This is a genomic window from Pseudomonas sp. B3G-3, from assembly GCF_028640915.1.
Lineage (GTDB): Bacteria > Pseudomonadota > Gammaproteobacteria > Pseudomonadales > Pseudomonadaceae > Aquipseudomonas > Aquipseudomonas chlororaphis_I.
Map to the genome: position 1 here is coordinate 184,443 of NZ_JAQZAB010000104.1, position 22,266 is coordinate 206,708.

Annotated in this window: 13 protein-coding genes and 1 pseudogene; 8 read left to right on the top strand and 6 right to left on the bottom strand. The window is 65.2% G+C overall.

Annotation, left to right across the window (positions count from 1 at the left end):
- Positions 1 to 11: 11 nt before the first annotated feature.
- The 4 genes from PVZ80_RS14965 to PVZ80_RS14980 all read left to right on the top strand — a co-directional run bounded on the left by PVZ80_RS14965 (position 12) and on the right by PVZ80_RS14980 (position 8,081).
- The gene (locus tag PVZ80_RS14965; protein ID WP_273864125.1) at positions 12 to 3,119 is read left to right on the top strand and encodes an efflux RND transporter permease subunit; all 3,108 of its coding nucleotides are present in this window, start codon (positions 12 to 14) and stop codon (positions 3,117 to 3,119) included.
- Entirely contained in the window at positions 3,116 to 4,594 is a 1,479-nt protein-coding gene (locus PVZ80_RS14970; protein ID WP_009048805.1) for an efflux transporter outer membrane subunit, read from the top strand. Before PVZ80_RS14965 ends, PVZ80_RS14970 begins: the two co-directional genes overlap by 4 nt.
- Positions 4,595 to 4,984: 390 nt before the next feature.
- Positions 4,985 to 7,063, top strand: a complete 2,079-nt coding sequence (locus PVZ80_RS14975) for a putative bifunctional diguanylate cyclase/phosphodiesterase (RefSeq protein WP_009048806.1) — start codon at positions 4,985 to 4,987, stop codon at positions 7,061 to 7,063.
- Positions 7,064 to 7,334: 271 nt separating this feature from the next.
- Positions 7,335 to 8,081, top strand: coding sequence for an SDR family oxidoreductase (locus tag PVZ80_RS14980; protein ID WP_009048807.1), 747 nt, complete (start codon positions 7,335 to 7,337; stop codon positions 8,079 to 8,081).
- A gap of 38 nt (positions 8,082 to 8,119) precedes the next feature.
- Here PVZ80_RS14980 and PVZ80_RS14985 read toward each other — a convergent pair whose 3' ends face one another.
- From PVZ80_RS14985 to PVZ80_RS15005, 5 genes and pseudogenes are all read right to left on the bottom strand, one after another.
- The gene (locus PVZ80_RS14985) at positions 8,120 to 8,905 is read right to left on the bottom strand and encodes a PoNe immunity protein domain-containing protein (RefSeq protein WP_124340092.1); all 786 of its coding nucleotides are present in this window, start codon (positions 8,903 to 8,905) and stop codon (positions 8,120 to 8,122) included.
- 14 nt (positions 8,906 to 8,919) lie between these two features.
- On the bottom strand, positions 8,920 to 9,951 hold the full coding sequence (locus PVZ80_RS14990) for a hypothetical protein (RefSeq protein ID WP_124340093.1): 1,032 nt from the start codon (positions 9,949 to 9,951) through the stop codon (positions 8,920 to 8,922).
- A 70-nt stretch (positions 9,952 to 10,021) separates the two neighbouring features.
- Positions 10,022 to 11,431 carry a GntR family transcriptional regulator MpaR gene (gene mapR, locus PVZ80_RS14995; protein ID WP_009048808.1) on the bottom strand — a complete coding sequence of 470 codons (1,410 nt, stop codon included), beginning with the start codon at positions 11,429 to 11,431 and terminating at the stop codon, positions 10,022 to 10,024.
- A 125-nt stretch (positions 11,432 to 11,556) separates the two neighbouring features.
- Entirely contained in the window at positions 11,557 to 12,969 is a 1,413-nt protein-coding gene (gene ccoG, locus PVZ80_RS15000; protein ID WP_273864126.1) for a cytochrome c oxidase accessory protein CcoG, read from the bottom strand.
- 207 nt (positions 12,970 to 13,176) lie between these two features.
- Positions 13,177 to 13,305 (bottom strand): annotated as a pseudogene (locus tag PVZ80_RS15005) (DUF3203 family protein); the annotation flags it as partial.
- 105 nt (positions 13,306 to 13,410) lie between these two features.
- On the opposite strand from PVZ80_RS15005, the gene PVZ80_RS15010 reads away from it, so the two are divergent.
- On the top strand, positions 13,411 to 13,926 hold the full coding sequence (locus PVZ80_RS15010) for an MgtC/SapB family protein (protein WP_053268946.1): 516 nt from the start codon (positions 13,411 to 13,413) through the stop codon (positions 13,924 to 13,926).
- An 89-nt stretch (positions 13,927 to 14,015) separates the two neighbouring features.
- Here the strand turns inward: PVZ80_RS15010 and PVZ80_RS15015 are convergent, their stop codons facing one another.
- Positions 14,016 to 14,213 (bottom strand): hypothetical protein, encoded by a 198-nt coding sequence (locus PVZ80_RS15015; protein ID WP_036985574.1) that lies wholly within the window; start codon positions 14,211 to 14,213, stop codon positions 14,016 to 14,018.
- 247 nt (positions 14,214 to 14,460) lie between these two features.
- On the opposite strand from PVZ80_RS15015, the gene PVZ80_RS15020 reads away from it, so the two are divergent.
- From PVZ80_RS15020 to glgB, 3 genes are all read left to right on the top strand, one after another.
- Entirely contained in the window at positions 14,461 to 16,461 is a 2,001-nt protein-coding gene (locus tag PVZ80_RS15020) for an alpha-1,4-glucan--maltose-1-phosphate maltosyltransferase (RefSeq protein ID WP_028682417.1), read from the top strand.
- Between the two features lie 163 nt (positions 16,462 to 16,624).
- Positions 16,625 to 19,939, top strand: coding sequence for a maltose alpha-D-glucosyltransferase (treS, locus tag PVZ80_RS15025; protein WP_273864127.1), 3,315 nt, complete (start codon positions 16,625 to 16,627; stop codon positions 19,937 to 19,939).
- A 42-nt stretch (positions 19,940 to 19,981) separates the two neighbouring features.
- Complete coding sequence (glgB, locus tag PVZ80_RS15030) at positions 19,982 to 22,210, top strand: 1,4-alpha-glucan branching protein GlgB (RefSeq protein ID WP_016704741.1); 2,229 nt, start codon at positions 19,982 to 19,984, stop codon at positions 22,208 to 22,210.
- Positions 22,211 to 22,266: the final 56 nt, after the last annotated feature.

The window sequence follows — 22,266 nt, forward strand, 5'->3', positions numbered from 1 at the left end:
GGTTGCCACCTATGAATCTTTCAGGTCCATTCATCAAACGCCCCGTGGCAACCATGCTGCTTTCATTGGCGATTATGTTATTGGGCGGCGTCAGCTTCGGCCTGCTGCCGGTGTCGCCGCTGCCGCAGATGGACTTCCCGGTGATCGTGGTCCAGGCCAGCTTGCCGGGGGCCAGCCCCGAGGTGATGGCATCCACCGTGGCCACGCCCCTGGAGCGTTCCTTCGGCGCGATCGCCGGGGTCAACACCATGAGCAGCCGCTCCAGCCAGGGTTCGACCCGGGTCATCCTGCAGTTCGACCTGGACCGCGACATCAACGGCGCGGCGCGGGAAGTGCAGGCGGCGATCAACGCCTCGCGCAACCTGCTGCCCAGCGGCATGCGCAGCATGCCCACCTACAAGAAGGTCAACCCGTCCCAGGCGCCGATCATGGTGCTGTCGCTGACCTCCGATGTGCTGGAGAAGGGCCAGCTGTACGACCTGGCCTCGACCATCCTGTCCCAGAGCCTGTCCCAGGTGTCCGGTGTCGGCGAGGTGCAGATCGGCGGCAGTTCGCTGCCGGCGGTGCGCATCGAGCTCGAGCCGCAGTTGCTCAACCAGTACGGCGTGGCCCTCGACGATGTGCGCAAGACCATCGCCGAAGCCAACGTGCGCCGGCCCAAGGGCTCGGTGGAGAACAGCGAGCAGATGTGGCAGGTGCAGGCCAACGACCAGCTGGAGAAGGCCAAGGACTACGAGCCGCTGATCATTCACTACAAGGACGGCGCGGCCCTGCGCCTGAAAGACGTGGCCAAGGTCAGCGACGGCGTCGAGGACCGCTACAACAGTGGCTTCTTCAACGACGACGCGGCGGTGCTGCTGGTGATCAACCGCCAGGCCGGGGCCAACATCATCGAGACGGTCAATGAGATCAAGGCGCAGTTGCCGGCGTTGCAGGCGGTGTTGCCGGCCAGCGTCAAGCTCAACCTGGCGATGGACCGCTCGCCGGTGATCAAGGCCACCCTGCATGAAGCCGAGATGACCCTGCTGATCGCCGTGGCCCTGGTGATCCTGGTGGTCTACCTGTTCCTCGGCAATCTGCGCGCCTCGCTGATCCCGACCCTGGCGGTGCCGGTGTCGCTGGTGGGCACCTTCGCGGTGATGTACCTGTACGGTTTTTCCCTGAACAACCTGTCGCTGATGGCGCTGATTCTCGCCACCGGGCTGGTGGTGGACGACGCCATCGTGGTGCTGGAGAACATTTCCCGGCACATCGACGAAGGCATCGCGCCGATGAAGGCAGCCTACCTGGGAGCCAAGGAAGTCGGCTTCACCCTGTTGTCGATGAACGTCTCGCTGGTGGCGGTGTTCCTGTCGATCCTGTTCATGGGCGGGATCATCGAGAGCCTGTTCCGCGAGTTTTCCATCACCCTGGCGGCGGCGATCATCGTGTCCCTGGTGGTGTCCCTGACCCTGACCCCGATGCTTTGCGCCCGCTGGCTCAAGCCCCATGTGCCGGGCCAGGAGAACGGCCTGCAGCGCTGGAGCCAGCGCGGCAACGACTGGATGGTGGCGAAATACGCCAGCAGCCTGGACTGGGTGCTGCGCCACAAGCGCCTGACCCTGCTCAGCCTGTTCGTGACCATCGGCGTCAACATTGCGCTGTACGTGGTGGTGCCCAAGACCTTCATGCCGCAGCAGGACACCGGCCAGCTGATCGGTTTCGTGCGGGGCGACGACGGCCTGTCGTTCACCGTGATGCAGCCGAAGATGGAAATCTTCCGCCGCGAGGTGCTCAAGGACCCGGCGGTGGAGAGCGTGGCCGGCTTCATCGGCGGCAACAACGGCACCAACAACGCCTTCATGCTGGTGCGCCTCAAGCCGATCAAGGAACGCAACATTTCCGCGCAGAAGGTCATCGAGCGCCTGCGCAAGGAAATGCCCAAGGTGCCCGGCGCCCAGCTGATGCTGATGGCCGACCAGGACCTGCAGTTCGGCGGCGGTCGCGAACAGACCACCTCGCAGTATTCCTACATCATCCAGAGCGGCGACCTGGGGGCATTGCGCGAGTGGTACCCGAAGGTGGTCATCGCGCTGCGTGCCTTGCCGGAGCTGACCGCCATCGACGCCCGCGAGGGGCAGGGTGCCCAGCAGGTGACCCTGGTGGTCGACCGCGACCAGGCCAAGCGCCTGGGGATCGACATGAACATGGTCACCGCGGTGCTCAACAACGCCTACAGCCAGCGGCAGATTTCCACCATCTACGACAGCCTCAACCAGTACCAGGTGGTGATGGAGGTCAACCCGAAATACGCCCAGGACCCGATCACCCTCAACCAGGTGCAGGTGATCACCGCCGACGGTGCACGGGTGCCGCTGTCGACCATCGCCCATTACGAGAACAGCCTGGAAGACGACCGGGTCAGCCACGAAGGCCAGTTCGCCTCGGAAAGCATTTCCTTCGACATGGCCGAAGGGGTGACGGTGGAGCAGGGCACGGCGGCCATCGAGCGGGCGCTCGCCAAGGTCGGCATGCCTGAAGACGTGATCGTCAAGATGGCCGGCACCGCCGATGCCTTCGCCGCGACCCAGAAGAGCCAGCCGTTCATGATCCTGGGTGCGCTGCTGGCGGTGTACCTGGTGCTGGGCGTGCTTTATGAAAGCTACATTCACCCGTTGACCATCCTGTCCACGCTGCCGTCGGCCGGGGTCGGCGCCTTGCTGTCGATCTATGTGCTGGGCAGCCAGTTCAGCCTGATCTCGCTGCTGGGGCTGTTCCTGCTGATCGGCGTGGTGAAGAAAAACGCCATCCTGATGATCGACCTGGCGCTGCAGTTGGAGCGCCACCAGGGCCTGGGCCCGCTGGAGTCGATCCGCAGCGCCTGCCTGCTGCGCCTGCGGCCGATCCTGATGACCACCCTGGCGGCGATCCTCGGCGCCTTGCCGTTGCTGCTCGGCAGCGCCGAAGGCGCGGAAATGCGCCAGCCCCTGGGCCTGACCATTATCGGCGGCCTGGTCTTCAGCCAGATCCTGACCCTCTACACCACCCCGGTGGTCTACCTCTATCTCGATCGCCTGCGCCATAAATTCAACCACTGGCGTGGGGTCCGTACCGATGCCGCTCTGGAAACGCCGCTATGACTGACTGCTCGCCCCGCAACCTTCCTCAGCGCCTGGCCCTGGCCCGCGGTTCGCGGCTGTTGAGCCTGAGCTTGAGCCTGGCGCTGCTCAGCGCCTGCGCCATTGGCCCGGACTATCAGCGCCCGACCGTCGCCGAGCCTGCGCAATACAAGGAAGCAGCAGGCTGGCGCCAGGCCAGCCCCAGCGATTCCCTGGCCCGTGGCGCCTGGTGGGAACTGTATGGCGACCAACAGCTCAACGGCCTGATCGACAAGCTCAACAGCGCCAACCAGACCGTGGCGCAGTCCGAGGCCCAGTACCGTCAGGCCCAGGCCCTGGTGCGCAGCGCCCGTGGCTCGCTGTTCCCCACGGTCGACCTGAGCGCCGGCAAAACCCGCGCCAGCCAGGGCACCGGCAGCAGCAGTTCGGCCCTGAGCAGCTCCTCCAGCGGCATTCGCGACACCTACAACACCCAGCTCGGGGTGAGCTGGGAGGCCGATGTCTGGGGCAAGCTGCGTCGTGGCCTGGAAGCCAACGAAGCCAGCGCCGAAGCCAGCTTCGCCGACCTCGCGGCGATGCGCCTGAGCCAGCAGTCGGAACTGGTGCAGAACTACCTGCAACTGCGGGTCATGGACCAGCAGAAGCGCCTGCTCGAAGCCACGGTGGCGGCTTACCAGCGTTCGCTGACCATGACCGAGAACCAGTACCGCGCCGGCGTCTCCGGCAAGGACGCGGTGGCCCAGGCGCAAACCCAGCTGAAAACCACCCAGGCCGACCTGATCGACCTGATCTGGCAACGCGCCCAGCTGGAAAACGCCATTGCGGTGCTGATCGGCCTGCCGCCGGCCGAGTTCAGCCTGGCCGAGACCCAGGACATCCCGGCCTTGCCCCAGGTGCCCCTGAGCCTGCCGTCGCAACTGCTGGAGCGGCGCCCGGACATCGCTTCGGCCGAGCGTTCGGTGATCGCTGCCAACGCCAATATCGGCGTGGCCAAGGCCGCCTATTACCCGGACCTGACCCTGAGCCTGGCCGGTGGCTACAGCAGCAGTACCTACGCCGACTGGATCAGCCTGCCGAACCGCTTCTGGTCGGTGGGGCCGAAACTGGCCATGACCCTGTTCGACGGCGGCCAGCGCTCGGCGGAAGTCGACCGCACCGAGGCGGCCTACGACCAGACCGTGGCCAAGTACCGCCAGACCGTGCTCGACGGCTTCCGCGAGGTGGAGAACTACCTGGTGCAGCTCAAGGTCCTGGAAGACGAGGCCGCGGTGCGCCAGCAGGCCCTGGATTCGGCGCGCGAGTCGCTGCGCCTGACCGAGAACCAGTACAAGGCCGGGGTGATCGCCTACCTGGATGTGGTGGTGGTACAGGCCACCGCGTTGAACAACGAACGCAGCGTGCTGAGCCTGCTGCAAAGCCGGCTGGTCACCAGCGTGCAACTGATCGCCGCCCTCGGCGGCGGCTGGGACGGCCAGCTGCAGGCCAGCAAGGAGTAACAGGCTGAATCCGTGATCCGCCCGGGTTTACGACCGCTGCCTGACCCTTGTAGCCGCTGCCGAGCCCGCGAGGCTGCGAACGGTTTGGGCGGCACTCCGACGTAGCGACCGCAGCTCCTGAAACCACGGCCTGCCTGGATAAATGCGCTGCCTGGTTTCACGACCGCTACGCGGTCGCGCGCAGGCTGCGCCAGCGGCTACATCGATAGCGGCGAGCCTGGCGTTGTCAGGAGCCGGGTCGCTGTCACCGATTTGTTTTATCAGCCGGCTACTTTCGTCCGACTGATGGCTTTTTGCTTACTTTGTGAGTGTGTTTCTGTACGCAATCAGTACAATTGCGCCTTTTTACCGCCGGGCATGGAAGCTTCCGGCTCACGCCACGAGACGTTCATGCTCACCGGTACCTACTCTCCCGCCCTGGTTCTGATTTCCCTGTTTGTGGCGATTCTCGCCTCTTACACCGCGCTCGACCTGACCGGTCGCATCGCCACCACGCGTGGTCGAGCGGCGTTGCTGTGGATGGCCGGCGGCGCCCTGGCCATGGGCATCGGGGTGTGGTCGATGCACTTTATCGGCATGCTCGCCTTCAGCCTGCCCATCGATCTGGGCTACGACACCGGCATCACCGCGCTGTCGCTGCTGATTTCCGTGCTGTCCTGCGGTTTCGCCCTGTGGCTGGTGAGCCAGCAGAGCCTGCCGCTGTGGCAGCTGGCCTTCGGCGCGCTGGTCATGGGCGCCGGGATCAGCGCCATGCATTACACCGGCATGGCGGCGATGCGCATGCAGCCGGGTATCGACTACGACCCGAGCCTGTTCGGCGCCTCGCTGCTGATTGCCGTCGGCGCCTCGGCCGCGGCGCTGTGGATCGCCTTTCGCCTGCGCCGCAATACCCCTTATGTACGCCTGGCCCGCTGTGGGGCCGCGGTGGTGATGGGCATCGCCATTGTCGGCATGCACTACACCGGCATGGCCGCGGCGCGTTTCGCCGATGGCAGTTTCTGTGGCGCGGCGGTGGACGGCCTGAGCGGCAAGGGCCTGGACAACCTGGTGCTGATCACCACCCTGGCGGTGCTGGTCATTGCCTTGCTGACCTCGGTCCTCGACGCGCGCCTGGAAGCGCGCACCGCGGTACTGGCCGAATCGCTGACCGTGGCCAACCGCGAGCTGACCCAACTGGCGCTGCACGACACCCTGACCGGCCTGCCGAACCGCACGCTGCTGGCCGACCGGATCGACCAGGCGATGCAGCGGGTGACGGAGCAGGGCGGCTGTTTTGCCCTGATGTTCATCGACCTGGACGGCTTCAAGCCGGTCAACGATGCCTTTGGCCATCACATGGGCGACCAGTTGCTGCGCGAGGTGGCGGTGCGCCTGCGCGAAGACCTGCGCAGCCAGGACACCCTGGCGCGGATCGGCGGCGACGAGTTCGTGCTGCTGGTGCAACTGAACGAGGCGGACGACGCCTTGCGCCTGGCCGCGCGCCAGGTGGGGCTGATCGGCCAGGTGTTCCGGGTGGCCGAGCATGAGTTGCAGATCTCCGCCAGCGTCGGCATCGCGGTGTACCCGGGCAACGGCCTGACGCCCCAGGAACTGCTGATGAATGCCGATGCGGCGATGTACCACGCCAAGGGCACCGGCAAGAACGGCTACAGTTTCTTCGACGCCTCGATGAACAGCGACGCGCGCCGGCAACTGCAACTGTTGCAGGACCTGCGCCATGCCGTCGAGCACGGCGAGTTCAGGCTGTATTACCAGCCCAAGTTCGACGCCGCCAACGGCTTGCCGGTGGGCGCCGAAGCCTTGCTGCGCTGGGAACACCCGCAACTGGGCCTGCTGCTGCCGGACAAGTTCATCGACCTGGCGGAAAAGACCGGGCTGATCATCCCCATCGGCGAGTGGGTGCTCAACGAGGCCTGCCGGCAGATGCGCGAGTGGTACAGCGAAGGCTACGAAGGCTGGCGGATCGCGGTGAACATCTCGGCGCTGCAGTTCTGCCATGCCGGGCTGGTCGACAGCGTGGCCAGGGCGTTGAGCCGCCACCACCTGCCGGCCAACAGCCTGACCCTGGAGATCACCGAGACCACGGCCATGAGCGATGCCGATGCCAGCATGACCGTGCTCAAGCAACTGGCGGACATGGGCGTCGACCTGTCGATCGACGACTTCGGCACCGGTTATTCGAGCCTGATGTACCTCAAGCGCCTGCCGGCCAATGAATTGAAGATCGACCGCGGTTTTGTCCGCGACCTGGAACACGACAGCGACGACGCGGCAATCGTCTCGGCTATCGTCGCCCTGGGCCAGGCCCTGGGCCTGCGCATCGTCGCCGAAGGCGTGGAAACCGATGTGCAGCAAAGCTTCCTGACCCAGCTGGGCTGCGATTCGCTGCAAGGTTATTTCCTCGGCCATCCGCTGCCGGCCGCGCGCTTCATGCAGAACATCCATCAGGCCGAACAGCTGGCCCTCTGAGCGGCCTCGCAAGCCTGCCTGCTTCTCAGGTTCGCAGCCTGCGGCAGCGGCTACATCGATCGCGTTGTAGCCGACTCCTGTAGCCGCTGCCGAGCCCGCGAGGCTGCGATCGGTCGCGTAGCGAGCGTAACTCCAAGCCTGCGATCTGCCTGGATAGACACGCCGACCGGTGATCAGCCACGGGACGGATGACGGCCCCGAGAAGGTTTGCAACGCTGGCCCCAGGGTGTTTAATTGCTGGCGTTCAAAGATCAGCGAGGGAGTTGGCAGCATGGACAAAGTCATCCTCATCACCGGTGGCGGTCGCGGTATTGGCGCGGCCACCGCGCTGCTGGCCGCGCAACAGGGCTATCGCATCTGCATCAACTACCAGGCCGACGAACAGGCGGCCTTCCAGGTGCTGGAGCAGGTGCGCGGCCTGGGTGCCCAGGCGATTGCCGTGCGGGCCGATGTCAGCATCGAGGACGAAGTGATTGGCCTGTACCACCGGGTCGATGCAGAACTGGGGCGGGTCACCGCGCTGGTGAACAACGCCGGGACCGTCGGGCAGAAGTCGCGGCTCGACGAAATGTCCGAATTCCGCATTCTGAAGACCATGAAAACCAACGTGCTCGGGCCGATCCTCTGCGCCAAGCACGCGGTGCTGCGCATGTCGCCAAGGCATGGCGGGCAGGGCGGCAGCATCGTCAACGTGTCCTCGGTCGCCGCCCGCCTGGGCTCGCCCGGCGAGTACATCGACTACGCGGCCTCCAAGGGGGCGCTGGACACCTTCACCATCGGCCTGTCCAAGGAAGTCGCCGGCGAAGGCATCCGCGTCAACGGGGTGCGCCCGGGCTATATCTACACCGACTTCCACGCCCTGAGCGGCGATGCCGACCGCGTCAGCAAACTGGAGTCCGCCATTCCCATGGGCCGCGGCGGGCGCCCGGACGAAGTGGCGGAGGCAATCATCTGGCTGCTGTCGGACAAGGCCTCCTATTCCACCGGGACCTTTATCGACCTCGGCGGCGGCCGCTGATCCTCACGCGATAGACCCGACCTTGCAGGCGCCCGTTCTTAGCGGCCTGGAATGGGCGGCGGGGTGAAGCGGCGGGCGTACTCAAGCATGTCCCGAGGGAAGATCATGTGCCGCACCGCGCTGTCGTCAAGGCTGTACAGGTAGGCGATGGCCGCGGCTTCGAACGCCCAGTAACCAAAGTAACCGCCGTCCTCGTCGTCCAGGTGGCTGTCGTGCCAGGAGGCGTGCTCGAAGGCCGGATACCACTGGTTGCAATATTCCACCAGCAACTCACGGGCCTCGCTCGGGTCCTCGACATAGATAGCCTTGACCAGGGGCGTGTAGACCTCATGGTTCCACTGATCCACATCCTCGCGGTCGGGCAGGTAGGCCTTGAGCAGGTCCTCGACCAGGGTGTCGTCGCCGTGATAGCCGGCGCGGTCCTGCAGCGACGCCAGGCGCGGCAGCAGGTCGCTGCGCTGTAGCAGGATGCACAGGCTGATGACCTGCACGTACTCCTCGAAGTCGTGCGGGTAGTCGTCGATGGCCAGGGGCGCGATGTCCGGTGAGTCCTCATAGAGCGCCAGTTTGCGCTGATAGTCCTCGTATGCCTCGATCACCCCGTCCAGTTCCCGGGCCAGTTGTTCTATGGTCTCGCCGCCGGTGTAGCCCAGAATCAGGCGGTGCAGCCGTGCCTGCTGGACTTCCCAGGCCTTGAGGGAGGCTTCCTGTCTGGCGCAGTCGGCCATCATGGAGTGGGTCTGCCAGTGGGCTTCGACACCCTCCAGGCTTTCGAGCTGCTGGTGATACTGCTTGTGGCTGAGAAACACTTGTCTGCGGTTCATGTCGGGGGCTGGGCTCAGTAAACGGGAATCAGGGTGAAGGGCGCCTTGCGCTGGGAGGCTTCCAGCAGCAGGGTTGGCAGGTCCACATCGGCCGGTTCCAGCTCCAGCTCCGCCAGTTCCTCTGCCAGTTGCTGCGGGTCATTGGCCAGGGCGCGGATTGGCAGACGCTGGTAGGGCCGCGGGTCTTCGCCGTAGTACACCTTGGCCGGGCCGGGAGGAATGCCCTCCAGGCGGGCGAAGCCTTCTTCGTCCAGGCTGCCTTCGGCTTGCGAGCCGTCACTGAAAATAACCCGGTAGGCGGCGCCGGACACCGGTTCCAGGTTGGGGTAATGCAGGTTCAGCTCCAGCCAGTGGCCTTCGCCGGTGAGCGGCTCAAGGCCTTGGTTGATCGCCTGGGTGATACGGGCGGCGTCGCGGGTGGGTGTCTTGCCCGGCTCAAGGGAAGACTGCGGCTTGGCCAGCAAGGCCGGGCCGCAGCTGTGGGCGGCCGCCGAGTTGTTGCGTTGCATTGCGATCCACGGGGCAATGCGGTTGCGGACCGACTCCATGAGGAATTCGCTGTGTTCCCGGGCTTCATCGAGGTTGTGGATCACCAGCCGTTGTTGCTGGGGTGTCAGGCCATTGAAGGTGGAGGCGCTGCGCACGGCGCTGACGATCTCGGGCATTTCCTCGCTCAGGTGCCGTGGGTCCAGGCATTTTTCCAGCAACTGCTCGGGGCTGGTCTTGAGGCGGCAGACCTGCAGGGTGTGGCGGATCAGGTCGAACAGGCGTTCGGCGTGACGCTCGGGCGCGCGGTTGATCAGGCGCAGGATGATCTTCAGCTCCTGACCGGGGCCGGGGACCCAGCCGATCAGGGCCAGGGCCAGGTCGAAGAAGGCATTTTCCTCGTCCTTGGGGTTGTTCACCGCGTCCAGCTCGAAGATCGCCTGTATGCAGTCGTAGGCGTTGAGCTCCTGGGCCAGCAGTGGCAGGCGTCCGCGCTGGATGGCCTTGGTCAGCTCGGCCTTGGCCTCTGGATAGTCGTCGTAATACAGGTCTTCGACCATGTCGCGCTCCTTCCCTGGAAATTGGAGCGCGGATGCTGAATGAGTTGTGGCGGGGTGGCAAGGCCTCGGACTAGAACGACCGCACGATCCTGCCCAGGGTTTCCATGGCCTTTTCTGCCGCTTCGTTCCACGGGCTGCCGTAGTTGAGGCGGATGCAGTTTCGAAAGCGCTGGGTCGGCGAGAAGATCGGTCCCGGGGCGATGCTGATGCCCTGGGCCAGGGCCATCTGGAACAGCTTCAACGAATCCATCTGCGCTGGCAGTTCCAGCCACAGGAAGTAGCCGCCGGCCGGCTGGCTGACCCGGGTCTGCGCCGGGAAATAGCGGGCGATGGCGGCGAGCATGGCGCTCTGCTGTTCTTCCAGGGCGTAGCGCAGCTTGCGCAGGTGGCGGTCGTAGCCGCCGTGTTGCAGGTAGTCGGCGATGGCCGCCTGGGCCGGCATCGAGGCGCACAGCGAGGTCATCAGCTTCAGCCGTTCGATCTTCTGCGCGTAACGCCCGGCGGCGACCCAGCCGATGCGATAACCCGGGGCCAGGCTCTTGGCGAACGAGCCGCAATGCATCACCAGGCCCTCGGTGTCGAAGGCCTTGGCCGGTTTCGGCGCCTGCTGGCCGTAATACAGCTCGGCGTAGACGTCGTCCTCGATCAGCGGCACCTGATGGCTGCGCAGCAACTCCACCAGCTCCTGTTTCTTCGCCTCGGGCATGGTCGCTCCCATGGGGTTCTGGAAGCTGGTCATGCACCAGCAGGCCTTGATCGGATGCCGTTCCAGGGTCTGCGCCAGCACCCCGAGATCGATGCCGTCCCGCGGGTGCACGGGGATTTCCACCGCCTTGAGTTTCAGGCGCTCCAGCACTTGCAGGCTGGCGTAGAAGGCCGGGGCTTCGATGGCCACCAGGTCGCCGGGTTCGGTCACTGCCTGCAGGCACAGGTTCAGGGCTTCCAGGGCGCCGTTGGTGATCAGCAGTTCTTCCATGGGCAGCATCAGCCCGCCGACCATGTAGCGCAGGGCGATCTGCCGGCGCAGCTGCGGGTTGCCCGGCGACATGTCGGTGACCACCACGCGCGGGTCCATCTCGCGGCTGGCGCTGGCCAGGGAGCGCGACAGGCGTTGCAGCGGGAACAGGGTCGGGCTGGGAAAGGCCGAGCCGAACGGCACGGTGGTCGGGTCCTTGATCGAGTCCAGCACCGAGAACACCAGTTCGCTGACATCGACTTCGGTGGACTCGTTGACCTGGCTGCTGATCACCGGCTCCGAGAACGGGCTGGGCGCATGGGTGTTGACGAAGTAGCCGGAGCGCGGCCGGGCGCGGATCAGGCCGCGGCGTTCCAGCAGGTAATAGGCCTGGAACACCGTGGACGGGCTGACCCCATAGGTCTGGCTGGCATAACGTACCGAAGGTACGCGCTGGCCGGGGCCGAGCACCCCGGAGCGGATCAGTTCTGCGATGTCGTCGGCGAATTTTTCGTAGCGTTTCATGGGGCGGCTCGGGTTGGGGGCTGCGGTGGCTGAGGGATTTATCGCGAGCAAGCTCGCTCCTACAGGGGCCCGGGTAGGAGCGAGCTTGCTCGCGATAGCCGCAAAGCGGCGCCCAGTCTAAGGGATCAACGGTTCAAGGGCGCAACAAACCGGCTCTTGGCCACGCTGTAGATCTCTGGCTGGTCGGCGTCGACCACCTTGAAACTCAGCTCCTGGGAACTGCTCTGCGGCTTGTCGGCGATCATCGCCACCGACACCGGCAGGTCGACGATCTCGCCCGCGGCCAGGCTGATTTCACTCTTGCCCTGCAGCTGGAAGCCGTCGCCGTCCACCAGTTGCAGGCGGTAATCCTGGCGTTGCTGGGTCTTGTTGATGATCTTCAGGCTGTAGATGTTCTCGATCTGGCCCAGGCTGTTTTCGCGGAACAGGCCCCGGTCCTTGCTGACGTCCAGCGACACCATCGGCCGCTCCACCAGCGCCAGGGCCTGGGCGCCGATCATCACCAGCAGCACCGCGCTGTAGCCGATCAGGCGCGGGCGCAGCAGGTGGGTCTTGCCACCTTGCAGCTGGTGCTCCGAGGTGTAGCTGATCAGGCCCCGGGCATAGCCCATCTTGTCCATGATCGAGTCGCAGGCGTCGATGCAGGCGGCGCAACCGATGCATTCCATCTGCAGGCCGTCGCGGATGTCGATGCCGGTCGGGCAGACCTGCACGCACAGCTGGCAGTCGATGCAGTCGCCGAGGCCGATATCGGTGGGTTTCACGCCACGCTTGCGCGGGCCACGGATTTCGCCGCGGGCCGGGTCGTAGGAGATGGTCAGGGTGTCCTTGTCGAACATCACGCTCTGGAACCGCGCATAAGGGCACATGTGCATGCACACCGCCTCGCGCAACCAGCCGGCGTTGAGGTAGGTGGCGCCGGTGAAGAACAGCACCCAGAACAGGCTGACGCCGCCGATCTGCAGGGTCAGCAGCTCCTCGGCCAGCGGCCGGATCGGGGTGAAGTAACCGACGAAGGTCAGCCCGGTGAGCAGGCTGATGGCCAGCCACAGGGTGTGCTTGGCCGAACGGCGGATCAGCTTGTTCAGGTTCCAGGGCGCGGCTTGCAGCTTTATGCGCTGGTTGCGTTCACCCTCGGTGATCTTCTCGCACCACATGAACAGCCAGGTCCAGGAGCTCTGCGGGCAGGTGTAGCCACACCAGACGCGGCCGGCGAACACGGTGATGGCGAACAGGCCGAAGGCGCAGATGATCAGCAGGGCCGAGAGCAGGATGAAATCCTGCGGCCAGAAGGTGGCGCCGAAGATATGGAACTTGCTTTCCGCCAGGTCCCAGAGCACCGCCTGGCGGCCGCCCCAGTTCAGCCACACGGTGCCGAAGAACAACAGGAACAGGAACCCCGCGCCGCTCATGCGCAGGGTGCGGAACAAGCCGGTGAAGCTGCGGGTGTGGATCAGGTTGTCGCTGGATTTGGCCTTCGTCTTTGGGCGCGCAGGCTCGAATGTTTCTACTAATCGGACGGGGATTCTTTCGCTCATGGTCGTTCGCTCATCAGCCTCCATCAGGCCAATGAACTATGCCCAGCGATCTGTTTGCATAACAGACTCAGGTATCGCAATAAAAAGCAGATCAGATGGCCGCGAAGGACCGCCCTGCGACAACTTGCCATACCCGGAAAAGCGCCCGATATCGGGCGCAAGCGGTGTCTGGCACAAGCCTGTGGCGGATACTGTGATGCAGATCAGTCAAATCACCGAATCACTGTCGCTGGCGCGCAGATGGCGCCGGCCGTCGGTGGCGCCTGCTACGGTCAATGCGTTGGCTTCTGCTTCGGTGATGCAGATGCGCAGCCCTTCGAGGTCGACCGCCGGCAGATCGCACCTTTTGCCTGGCGTCGCTGTCCTCTCATTAAGGAGGGCCGCCTCGCCAGGGGCGTCGCCCGCCCGCCAACAAGACGCCGAACGGAAAAGGACCTGCGCATGAACGCCTGGTGGAATGAAGCCTGGGTCACCCTGCAAGCCGAGTTCGCCGACATCGGCGATGCCCGGCAACTCACCCAGATCACCGTACGCCTGCTGATCGCCGCGCTGCTGGGCGGCATTCTCGGTTTCGAGCGCGAGCACAAGGGCAAGGCTGCCGGGGTGCGCACCCATATGCTGGTGGCATTGGGGGCGGCGCTGTTCGTGCTGGTGCCGCAGATGTCCGGCTCCCAGGCCGATGCCATGAGCCGGGTGGTGCAGGGGGTGATCGCCGGTATCGGCTTTCTCGGCGCGGGCACCATTCTCAAGGGCAAGCAGGACGAGGAAGGGCACGTCAAGGGCCTGACCACCGCGGCCGGGCTATGGATGACCGCGGCGATCGGCGTCTCGGTGGGCGTTGGCCGCGAAGCCACGGCGGTGCTCAGCACCCTGCTGGCGCTGGCGGTCTTCAGTGTGATGCCCTGGATAGTGCGCAAGCTGGAAGGCGACGATGAACCGCCCGAAGGAACGCCCTGAAGCTTGTGGACACGCTCGCCGCCAGCAACGAAGGGATGCCCGCGACGGGTTGGCGACGGCAGCGACGGGCAACCGATTGTCTACGCTTGTCATGGTTTGGGCGTAATGCTGTGACCGCAAGCGATGACCGGCGCCGGATCGCTCGGCGGCTCCTCCTTGGGCGGCGGGGTCGTTTCCGGTGGATCTTCCTCGGGCACCGGTTGCGGCCCTGTTGGGGGCACGATTGGCGGCAAGGTCGGGCGATCGATGTTCGGATCGGGTGTTTCCGCAGGGATCGGGATACTCATCGGCATGGCCTCCTTTGTGCTTGGTTTTGCACAGTCGCCCAAGGTGGACCCTCGACCCGGTGATTTGATTCCCGGCGCGAAGGGAGGCAAATCCGGGTGAACTTTCCCGGCCCTGGTGTCTCGGAACCTAAGTGCTTCGCTGATCCGCGCGGGACGTTGCCGACACCGAGGGCCGATCTCAAAAGATGGCGCCGCGCCGGAATAGACCAGCAACAGAGCGTCCATGGGGCGTAAGGAGTGATGCTCGATGACTGCCGAGAAAAGACCGACTGAACTGCAATACAACCCGAACCTGCCGCTGTCGCAGGCCTTGTTGCTGCCACGTATCGTCATCGAGAACACCCGGCCGCTGATCGACGGTGGCCAGTTCGCGGTCAAGGCGGTGGTGGGGCAGGTGGTGAAGGTCAGCAGCAAGGTGTTCGCCGATGGCCACGACAAGCTGGCCGTGCGCATCCGCTGGTGCGCCGAGAACGACAGCCACTGGCACAGCGAAACCATGGAAGACCTCGGCAACAATAGCTGGGAAGGCCAGTTCACAGTGCCCAGCCAGGGCCGCTACCTGTATTGCATCGAGGCCTGGATCGATCAGTTCGCCAGCTTCTGCTACGACCTGCAGAAGAAACACCAGGCCGGCATCGCCGTCAGCCTCGAATTGCAGGAGGGCCGCAGCCACGTGTTGCAGGCCGCCGAGCGCAGCGAAGGGCCGCTGCGCGAGCAGTTGCTGGCGCTGCACCATGAACTGGCGACGCTGCTCGAAGCCGAGCAGGTGGCGCTGTTCCTGCACGAACGCAGTGCACAACTGATGGCCGAGGCCGACTACCGCCCGTACCTGAGCCTGAGCCCGGAATACCCGCTGGACGTGGAACGCGAGCGCGCGCAGTTCGCCAGCTGGTACGAGCTGTTTCCCCGCTCGATCACCGACGATCCGGCCCGACACGGCACGTTCAATGATGTGCACTCGCGCCTGGCGATGATCCATGACATGGGTTTCGACGTGCTGTACTTCCCGCCGATCCATCCCATCGGCCGCAGCTTCCGCAAGGGCCGCAACAACTCGCTGACCGCCGGCCCCGACGAGCCGGGCAGCCCCTATGCGATCGGTGGCGAAGAGGGCGGCCACGAGGCGATCCACCCGCAGCTCGGCAGCCGCGAGGATTTCCGCCGGCTGGTGGCGGCCGCCGCCGAACACGGCCTGGAGGTCGCCCTGGATTTCGCCATCCAGTGTTCCCAGGACCACCCCTGGCTCAAGCAACATCCGGGCTGGTTCAACTGGCGCCCGGACGGCAGCATCAAATATGCCGAGAACCCGCCGAAGAAATACCAGGACATCGTCAACGTCGACTTCTATGCCATCGAGGCCATCCCCAGCCTGTGGCTGGAGCTGCGTGACATCGTGGTCGGCTGGGTCGAGGAGGGGGTGAAGATCTTTCGCGTGGACAACCCGCACACCAAGCCGCTGCCGTTCTGGCAGTGGCTGATCGCCGATGTGCGGGCGCGGTACCCGGAGGTGATCTTCCTCGCCGAGGCCTTCACCACGCCGGCGATGATGGCGCGCCTGGGCAAGGTCGGTTATTCCCAGAGCTACACCTATTTCACCTGGCGCAATACCAAGAGCGAACTGGCGACTTACTTCACCGAACTGAACCAGTCGCCGTGGCGCGAGTGCTACCGGCCGAACTTTTTCGTCAACACGCCGGACATCAACCCGTTCTTTCTCCATGACTCGGGGCGCCCGGGGTTTCTCATCCGCGCCGCGCTGGCCACCATGGGCTCGGGCCTGTGGGGCATGTACTCGGGGTTCGAGCTGTGCGAGTCGGCGCCGGTTCCGGGGCGCGAGGAATACCTCGACTCAGAGAAGTACGAGATCCGCCCCCGGGATTTCAGCGCTCCGGGCAACATCATTGCCGAGATCGCCCAGCTCAACCGCATCCGCCGGCAGAACCCGGCGCTGCATACCCACCTGGGCCTGCAGGTCTACAACGCCTGGAACGACAACATCCTGTATTTCGGCAAGCGTACCGCCGACCTCAGCAACTTCATCCTGGTGGCGGTCAGCCTCGACCCGTTCAACGCCCAGGAGGCGCATTTCGAATTGCCGCTGTGGGAGCTGGGCCTGCCCGACGATGCGCAAACCCAGGGCGAGGACCTGATGAACGGCCATCGCTGGACCTGGTACGGCAAGACCCAGTTCATGCGGATCGAACCCTGGCAGCAACCGTTCGGCATCTGGCGTATCAGCGTTGCTTGACGCGATCGGTGTAGCCGCTGCCGCAGGCTGCGATCGGCCCGGAACGGGACGCGCTCTTGAGGCCGTCGAAGGCCCTGCGGGCCTTATCGCAGCCTCGCGGGCTCGGCAGCGGCTACAGGGCAGTGACACAGCCACGGATCAATGAATTTTTCAGGAGTTACCCATGGCGAAGAAAACCAGGTCAGCCACCTTCATCAAGGACCCGCTCTGGTACAAGGACGCGGTGATCTATCAGGTTCATGTCAAATCCTATTTCGATTCCAACAACGACGGGATCGGCGACTTTCCCGGGTTGATCGCCAAGCTCGACTACATTGCCGACCTGGGTGTGAACACCATCTGGCTGCTGCCGTTCTACCCCTCGCCGCGCCGCGACGATGGCTACGACATCGCCGAATACCGTGGCGTCAGCCCCGACTACGGGACCCTGGCCGATGCCCGGCGGTTTATCGCCGAGGCCCACAAGCGCGGGCTGCGGGTGATCACCGAGCTGGTCATCAACCACACCTCGGACCAGCACCCCTGGTTCCAGCGGGCGCGCAAGGCCAAGGCCGGCTCCAAGGCGCGGGATTTCTATGTGTGGTCCGATGACGATCAGAAGTACGACGGCACGCGGATCATCTTTCTCGACACCGAAAAATCCAACTGGACCTGGGACCCGGTGGCCGGCCAGTACTTCTGGCACCGCTTCTATTCCCACCAGCCGGACCTCAACTTCGACAACCCGCAGGTGATGAAGGCGGTGCTGTCGGTGATGCGCTACTGGCTGGACATGGGCATCGACGGCCTGCGCCTGGACGCGATTCCCTACCTGATCGAACGCGACGGCACCCACAACGAGAACCTGCCCGAGACCCACGACGTGCTCAAGCAGATCCGCGCCGAGATCGATGCCAACTACCCGGACCGCATGCTACTGGCCGAGGCCAACCAGTGGCCGGAAGACACCCAATTGTATTTTGGCGATGTGAAGGGCAACGACGGCGACGAATGCCACATGGCTTTCCACTTCCCGCTGATGCCGCGCATGTACATGGCGCTGGCCCAGGAAGACCGCTTCCCGATCACCGACATCCTGCGCCAGACCCCGGAGATTCCCGCCAACTGCCAATGGGCGATTTTCCTGCGCAACCACGATGAGCTGACCCTGGAGATGGTCACCGACCGCGAGCGCGACTACCTGTGGAACTACTACGCCGCCGACCGCCGCGCGCGGATCAACCTGGGGATTCGCCGGCGCCTGGCGCCGCTGATGGAGCGCGACCGGCGCCGGGTCGAGCTGCTCAACAGCCTGCTGCTGTCGATGCCCGGCACGCCGACCCTGTATTACGGCGACGAGATCGGCATGGGCGACAACATCTACCTGGGCGACCGCGATGGCGTGCGCACGCCGATGCAATGGTCGATCGACCGCAACGGCGGCTTCTCCCGGGCCGACCCGGCGAGCCTGGTGTTGCCGCCGATCATGGACCCGCTGTACGGCTACCAGTCGGTGAATGTCGAGACCCAGGCCGGCGACCCGCATTCGCTGCTCAACTGGACCCGGCGCATGCTGGCGATCCGCAAACAGTCCAAGGCCTTCGGCCGCGGCAGCCTGAAGATGCTGTCGCCGAGCAACCGCCGGATCCTCGCCTACACCCGCGAATACACCGGGCCCGACGGCAAGCACGAGATCATCCTCTGCGTGGCCAACGTCTCGCGCAGCGCCCAGGCGGCGGAGCTGGACCTGTCGGCGTTCGCCGGCATGGTGCCGGTGGAGATGCTCGGCGGGAACGCCTTCCCACCGATCGGCCAGCTGAATTTCCTCCTGACCCTGGCACCCTACGGTTTCTACTGGTTCGTCCTGGCGGCGGAAAACCAGATGCCGAGCTGGCATGTGGAACCGGCCCAGAGCATGCCGGACTTCACCACCCTGGTGCTGAAAAAGCGCCTCGAGGAATTGCTCGAAGCGCCGTCGCGCACCACTCTGGAGCAGAGTTCGCTGCCGACCTGGCTGCCCAAGCGCCGCTGGTTCGCCGGCAAGGACAGCGCCATCGAGCAGGTGCACATCGCCTACGGCGTGCGCTTCGGCGATCCGCAGCATCCGGTGTTACTCAGCGAGCTGGAGGTCAGCGGCGGCGGCCAGAGCGGGCGCTACCAACTGCCGTTCGGCCTGCTCGGCGAAGAGCAGATCGGCGCCGCGCTGCCGCAGCAACTGGCCCTGGCCCGGGTTCGCCGGGGACGCCAGGTGGGGCTGATCACCGACGCCTTCGCCCTGGAAAGTTTTGTCCACAATGTCCTGCAGGCGATCCAGACGCACACCGTGCTGCCCTGTGGCGAGGGCGAGATCCGCTTCGAGGCCACGCAGCAGCTGGCCGCGCTCGGCCTGGGCGCGGACTCCGAGGTGCGCTACCTGTCCGCCGAGCAGTCCAACAGCTCGGTGGTGATCGGTGGCAGCCTGGTGCTCAAGCTGATCCGCAAGGTGGCCAGCGGCGTGCACCCGGAACTGGAGATGGGCGCCTACCTGACCGCCGCCGGCTTCCAGCACATTTCACCCTTGCTCGGTTCGGTGATTCGTCGGGACGGGCAGGGCGACAGCCTGTTGATGATCGCCCAGGGCTACCTGAGCAATCAGGGCGACGCCTGGGAGTGGACCCAGAACAACCTGGAGCGGGCGATCCGCGACGAACTGGCCGACGCCATGTCCGAGCAGGACCAGCATTACAACGCCCTGGGCGAGCTGCGCGACTTTGCCGGCATGCTCGGCCAGCGCCTGGGGGAAATGCACCAGGTCCTCGCGGCGCCGACCGCCAACCCGGACTTTCGCGCGCAGCCGAGCACGGACAAGGATGCCCAGGCCTGGGCCAGGCAGATCGGCGCGCAGCTGGAACGGGCCTTGCACTTGCTCCAGCAGCATCACGCCGAGCTGACGGCCGAGGATCAACAGCGCGTGGCGTCATGGACCCGACACAAGCAGGCGATCCTGGCGCATATCCAGGGCCTGGCGAAACAGGCGGTCGGCGGCCTGCGCATGCGCGTCCACGGCGACCTGCACCTGGGCCAGGTGCTGGTGATCAAGGGCGATGCCTACCTGATCGATTTCGAGGGCGAACCGGCGCGGCCGCTGGACGAGCGCCGGGGCAAGCACAGCCCGTACAAGGACGTCAGCGGCGTGCTGCGCTCCTTCGACTATGCCGCGGCGCTGGCCCTCAGCGGCCAGAGCCTCGACGCTTCGGCCCACACCCTGGCGGCCCGGCAGCGGGTTGCCGAGCGTTATCTGCACGAAGCCCGCGAGTCGTTTGTCCGGGCGTACCGGCTGGCGGCAGCTAGTCTTGCTCATGCCTGGCAGGACAAAAACGGGGAGGACGCCGCGCTGGCCTTGTTCAGCCTGGAAAAAGCAGCCTACGAAGTGGTGTATGAAGCGGAAAACCGTCCTGCCTGGCTCGCGGTACCGCTGCGCGGGCTGCAGGCGCTGCTGAGTGATATGAAGGTTGAGTGATGTGAAACCCTTTTCCGATACAAAAAGTGGTGGAGAGCAGTCATGAGTTTCTCGAACAAGGAACAGGGTGAGGTCAAACAGGCAATGCCCGGCGCCCGGGATGTCGAGGCGCTGGTGCGCGCCGAGCACCAGGATCCCTTTGCCGTACTCGGCCCCCATGGCGACGACGCCGGTGGCCAATTCATTCGTGCCTTCCTGCCGGGCGCCCTGAGTGTGCAGGTGCTGGCCCGCGATGGCACTACCGTGCTGGGCAGCCTGGAGGGCACCGAGGTGCCGGGGCTGTTCGTCGGGCATTTTGCCCAGGCCCAGCCCTATCTGCTGCGCACGCAATGGGCCGGTGGCGAGCACATCGGCGAAGACCCTTACAGCTTCGGCCCGTTGCTGGGGGAGATGGACCTGTACCTGTTCGCCGAGGGCAACCACCGCGACCTCAGTAGCTGCCTCGGCGCACAGCTGAAAACCGTGGATGGCGTCGACGGCGTGCGTTTCGCGGTCTGGGCGCCGAATGCCCGGCGGGTCTCGGTGGTCGGCGACTTCAACGTCTGGGACGGGCGGCGGCACCCGATGCGCCTGCGCCATCCGTCCGGGGTCTGGGAGCTGTTCGTGCCGCGCCTGGGGCCGGGCGAAGCCTACAAATATGAAATCCTCGGCGCCCACGGCATCCTGCCGCTGAAATCCGACCCGGTGGCGCTGGCCACCCAGCTGCCGCCGGACACCGCCTCGAAAGTCGCCAGCCCGCTGAGCATCGACTGGCAGGACCTCGACTGGATGCAGGCCCGGGGCGAGCGCCAGCGCGCGGACGCACCCCTGTCGATCTACGAGCTGCATGCCGGCTCCTGGCAATGCGAGGTGGACGATCTGGGCGAGGTGGCGCGCCAGTACGACTGGCACGAACTGGCCGAGCGCCTGATCCCTTACGTGCAGAACCTGGGGTTCACCCATATCGAGCTGATGCCGATCATGGAGCATCCCTTTGGCGGCTCCTGGGGTTACCAGCCGCTGTCGCAGTTTGCCCCCAGCGCCCGCTACGGCAGCGCCGACGACTTCGCGGCGTTCGTCAACGCCTGCCACCTGGCGGGCATCGGCGTGATCCTCGACTGGGTGCCGGCGCACTTTCCCACCGACGCCCACGGCCTGGCGCAGTTCGACGGCACCGCACTGTACGAATACGGCAACCCGCTGGAAGGTTTCCACCAGGACTGGGACACCCTGATCTACAACCTGGGGCGCACCGAGGTCCACGGTTTCATGCTGGCGTCGGCGCTGCACTGGCTCAAGCATTTCCATGTCGACGGCCTGCGGGTGGATGCCGTGGCCTCGATGCTCTACCGCGACTATTCGCGCAACGCCGGGGAGTGGGTGCCCAATCGCCACGGCGGGCGCGAGAACCTCGAAGCCATTGATTTCCTCCGTCACCTGAATGACGTGGTGTCCCTCGAGGCACCGGGAGCCCTGGTGATCGCCGAGGAGTCCACGGCCTGGCCCGGCGTCAGCCAGAGCACCCAGCAGGGCGGCCTGGGTTTCGCCTATAAATGGAACATGGGCTGGATGCACGACTCGCTGCACTACATCCAGCAGGACCCGGTGTACCGCGCCCATCACCACAACGAGCTGAGTTTCGGCCTGGTGTATGCCTGGTCCGAGCGCTTCATCCTGCCGATCTCCCACGACGAAGTGGTGCACGGCAAACACTCGCTGATCGACAAGATGCCCGGCGATCGCTGGCAGAAGTTCGCCAACCTGCGGGCCTACCTGAGCTTCATGTGGACCCACCCGGGCAAGAAGCTGCTGTTCATGGGCTGCGAGTTCGGCCAGTGGCGCGAGTGGAACCACGATCAGCAACTGGACTGGTACCTGTTGCAATACCCCGAGCACCGTGGCGTGCAGAAACTGGTGGGCGACCTCAACCGGCTGTACCGCGAGCACCCGGCGCTGCACGACCAGGACGACGCGCCCCAGGGCTTCCAGTGGCTGATCGGCGACGACGCGATCAACAGCGTCTACGCCTGGTTGCGCTGGAGCAAAGAGGGCAAGCCGCTGCTGGTGGTGGCCAACTTCACCCCGGTGCCGCGCCAGGCCTACCGGGTCGGCGTGCCGTTCGCCGGGCGCTGGGGCGAGTTGCTCAACAGCGACTCCGACACCTACGCCGGCTCCAACTATGGCAACGGTGGCGGGGCCTTCACCGAGGATGAGCCGAGCCACGGCCAGGCGTTGTCGCTGGTGTTGAACCTGCCGCCGCTGGCGGTGCTGATCCTGCAGCCCGAGGGCTGACCGCTGCGCGCAGCGGATCGCGAGCAAGCTCGCTCCTACANCTGTAGGAGCGAGCT

Coding starts and splice junctions, on each gene's coding strand:
- ccoG (WP_273864126.1), bottom strand. CDS start 12,969: ATGAGCGAAAGAATCCCCGTCCGATTAGTAGAAACATTCGAGCCTGCG.
- PVZ80_RS14965 (WP_273864125.1), top strand. CDS start 12: ATGAATCTTTCAGGTCCATTCATCAAACGCCCCGTGGCAACCATGCTG.
- PVZ80_RS15020 (WP_028682417.1), top strand. CDS start 14,461: ATGACTGCCGAGAAAAGACCGACTGAACTGCAATACAACCCGAACCTG.
- PVZ80_RS15015 (WP_036985574.1), bottom strand. CDS start 14,213: ATGAGTATCCCGATCCCTGCGGAAACACCCGATCCGAACATCGATCGC.
- PVZ80_RS14980 (WP_009048807.1), top strand. CDS start 7,335: ATGGACAAAGTCATCCTCATCACCGGTGGCGGTCGCGGTATTGGCGCG.
- PVZ80_RS15010 (WP_053268946.1), top strand. CDS start 13,411: ATGAACGCCTGGTGGAATGAAGCCTGGGTCACCCTGCAAGCCGAGTTC.
- PVZ80_RS14970 (WP_009048805.1), top strand. CDS start 3,116: ATGACTGACTGCTCGCCCCGCAACCTTCCTCAGCGCCTGGCCCTGGCC.
- mapR (WP_009048808.1), bottom strand. CDS start 11,431: ATGAAACGCTACGAAAAATTCGCCGACGACATCGCAGAACTGATCCGC.
- PVZ80_RS14990 (WP_124340093.1), bottom strand. CDS start 9,951: ATGGTCGAAGACCTGTATTACGACGACTATCCAGAGGCCAAGGCCGAG.
- glgB (WP_016704741.1), top strand. CDS start 19,982: ATGAGTTTCTCGAACAAGGAACAGGGTGAGGTCAAACAGGCAATGCCC.
- treS (WP_273864127.1), top strand. CDS start 16,625: ATGGCGAAGAAAACCAGGTCAGCCACCTTCATCAAGGACCCGCTCTGG.
- PVZ80_RS14975 (WP_009048806.1), top strand. CDS start 4,985: ATGCTCACCGGTACCTACTCTCCCGCCCTGGTTCTGATTTCCCTGTTT.
- PVZ80_RS14985 (WP_124340092.1), bottom strand. CDS start 8,905: ATGAACCGCAGACAAGTGTTTCTCAGCCACAAGCAGTATCACCAGCAG.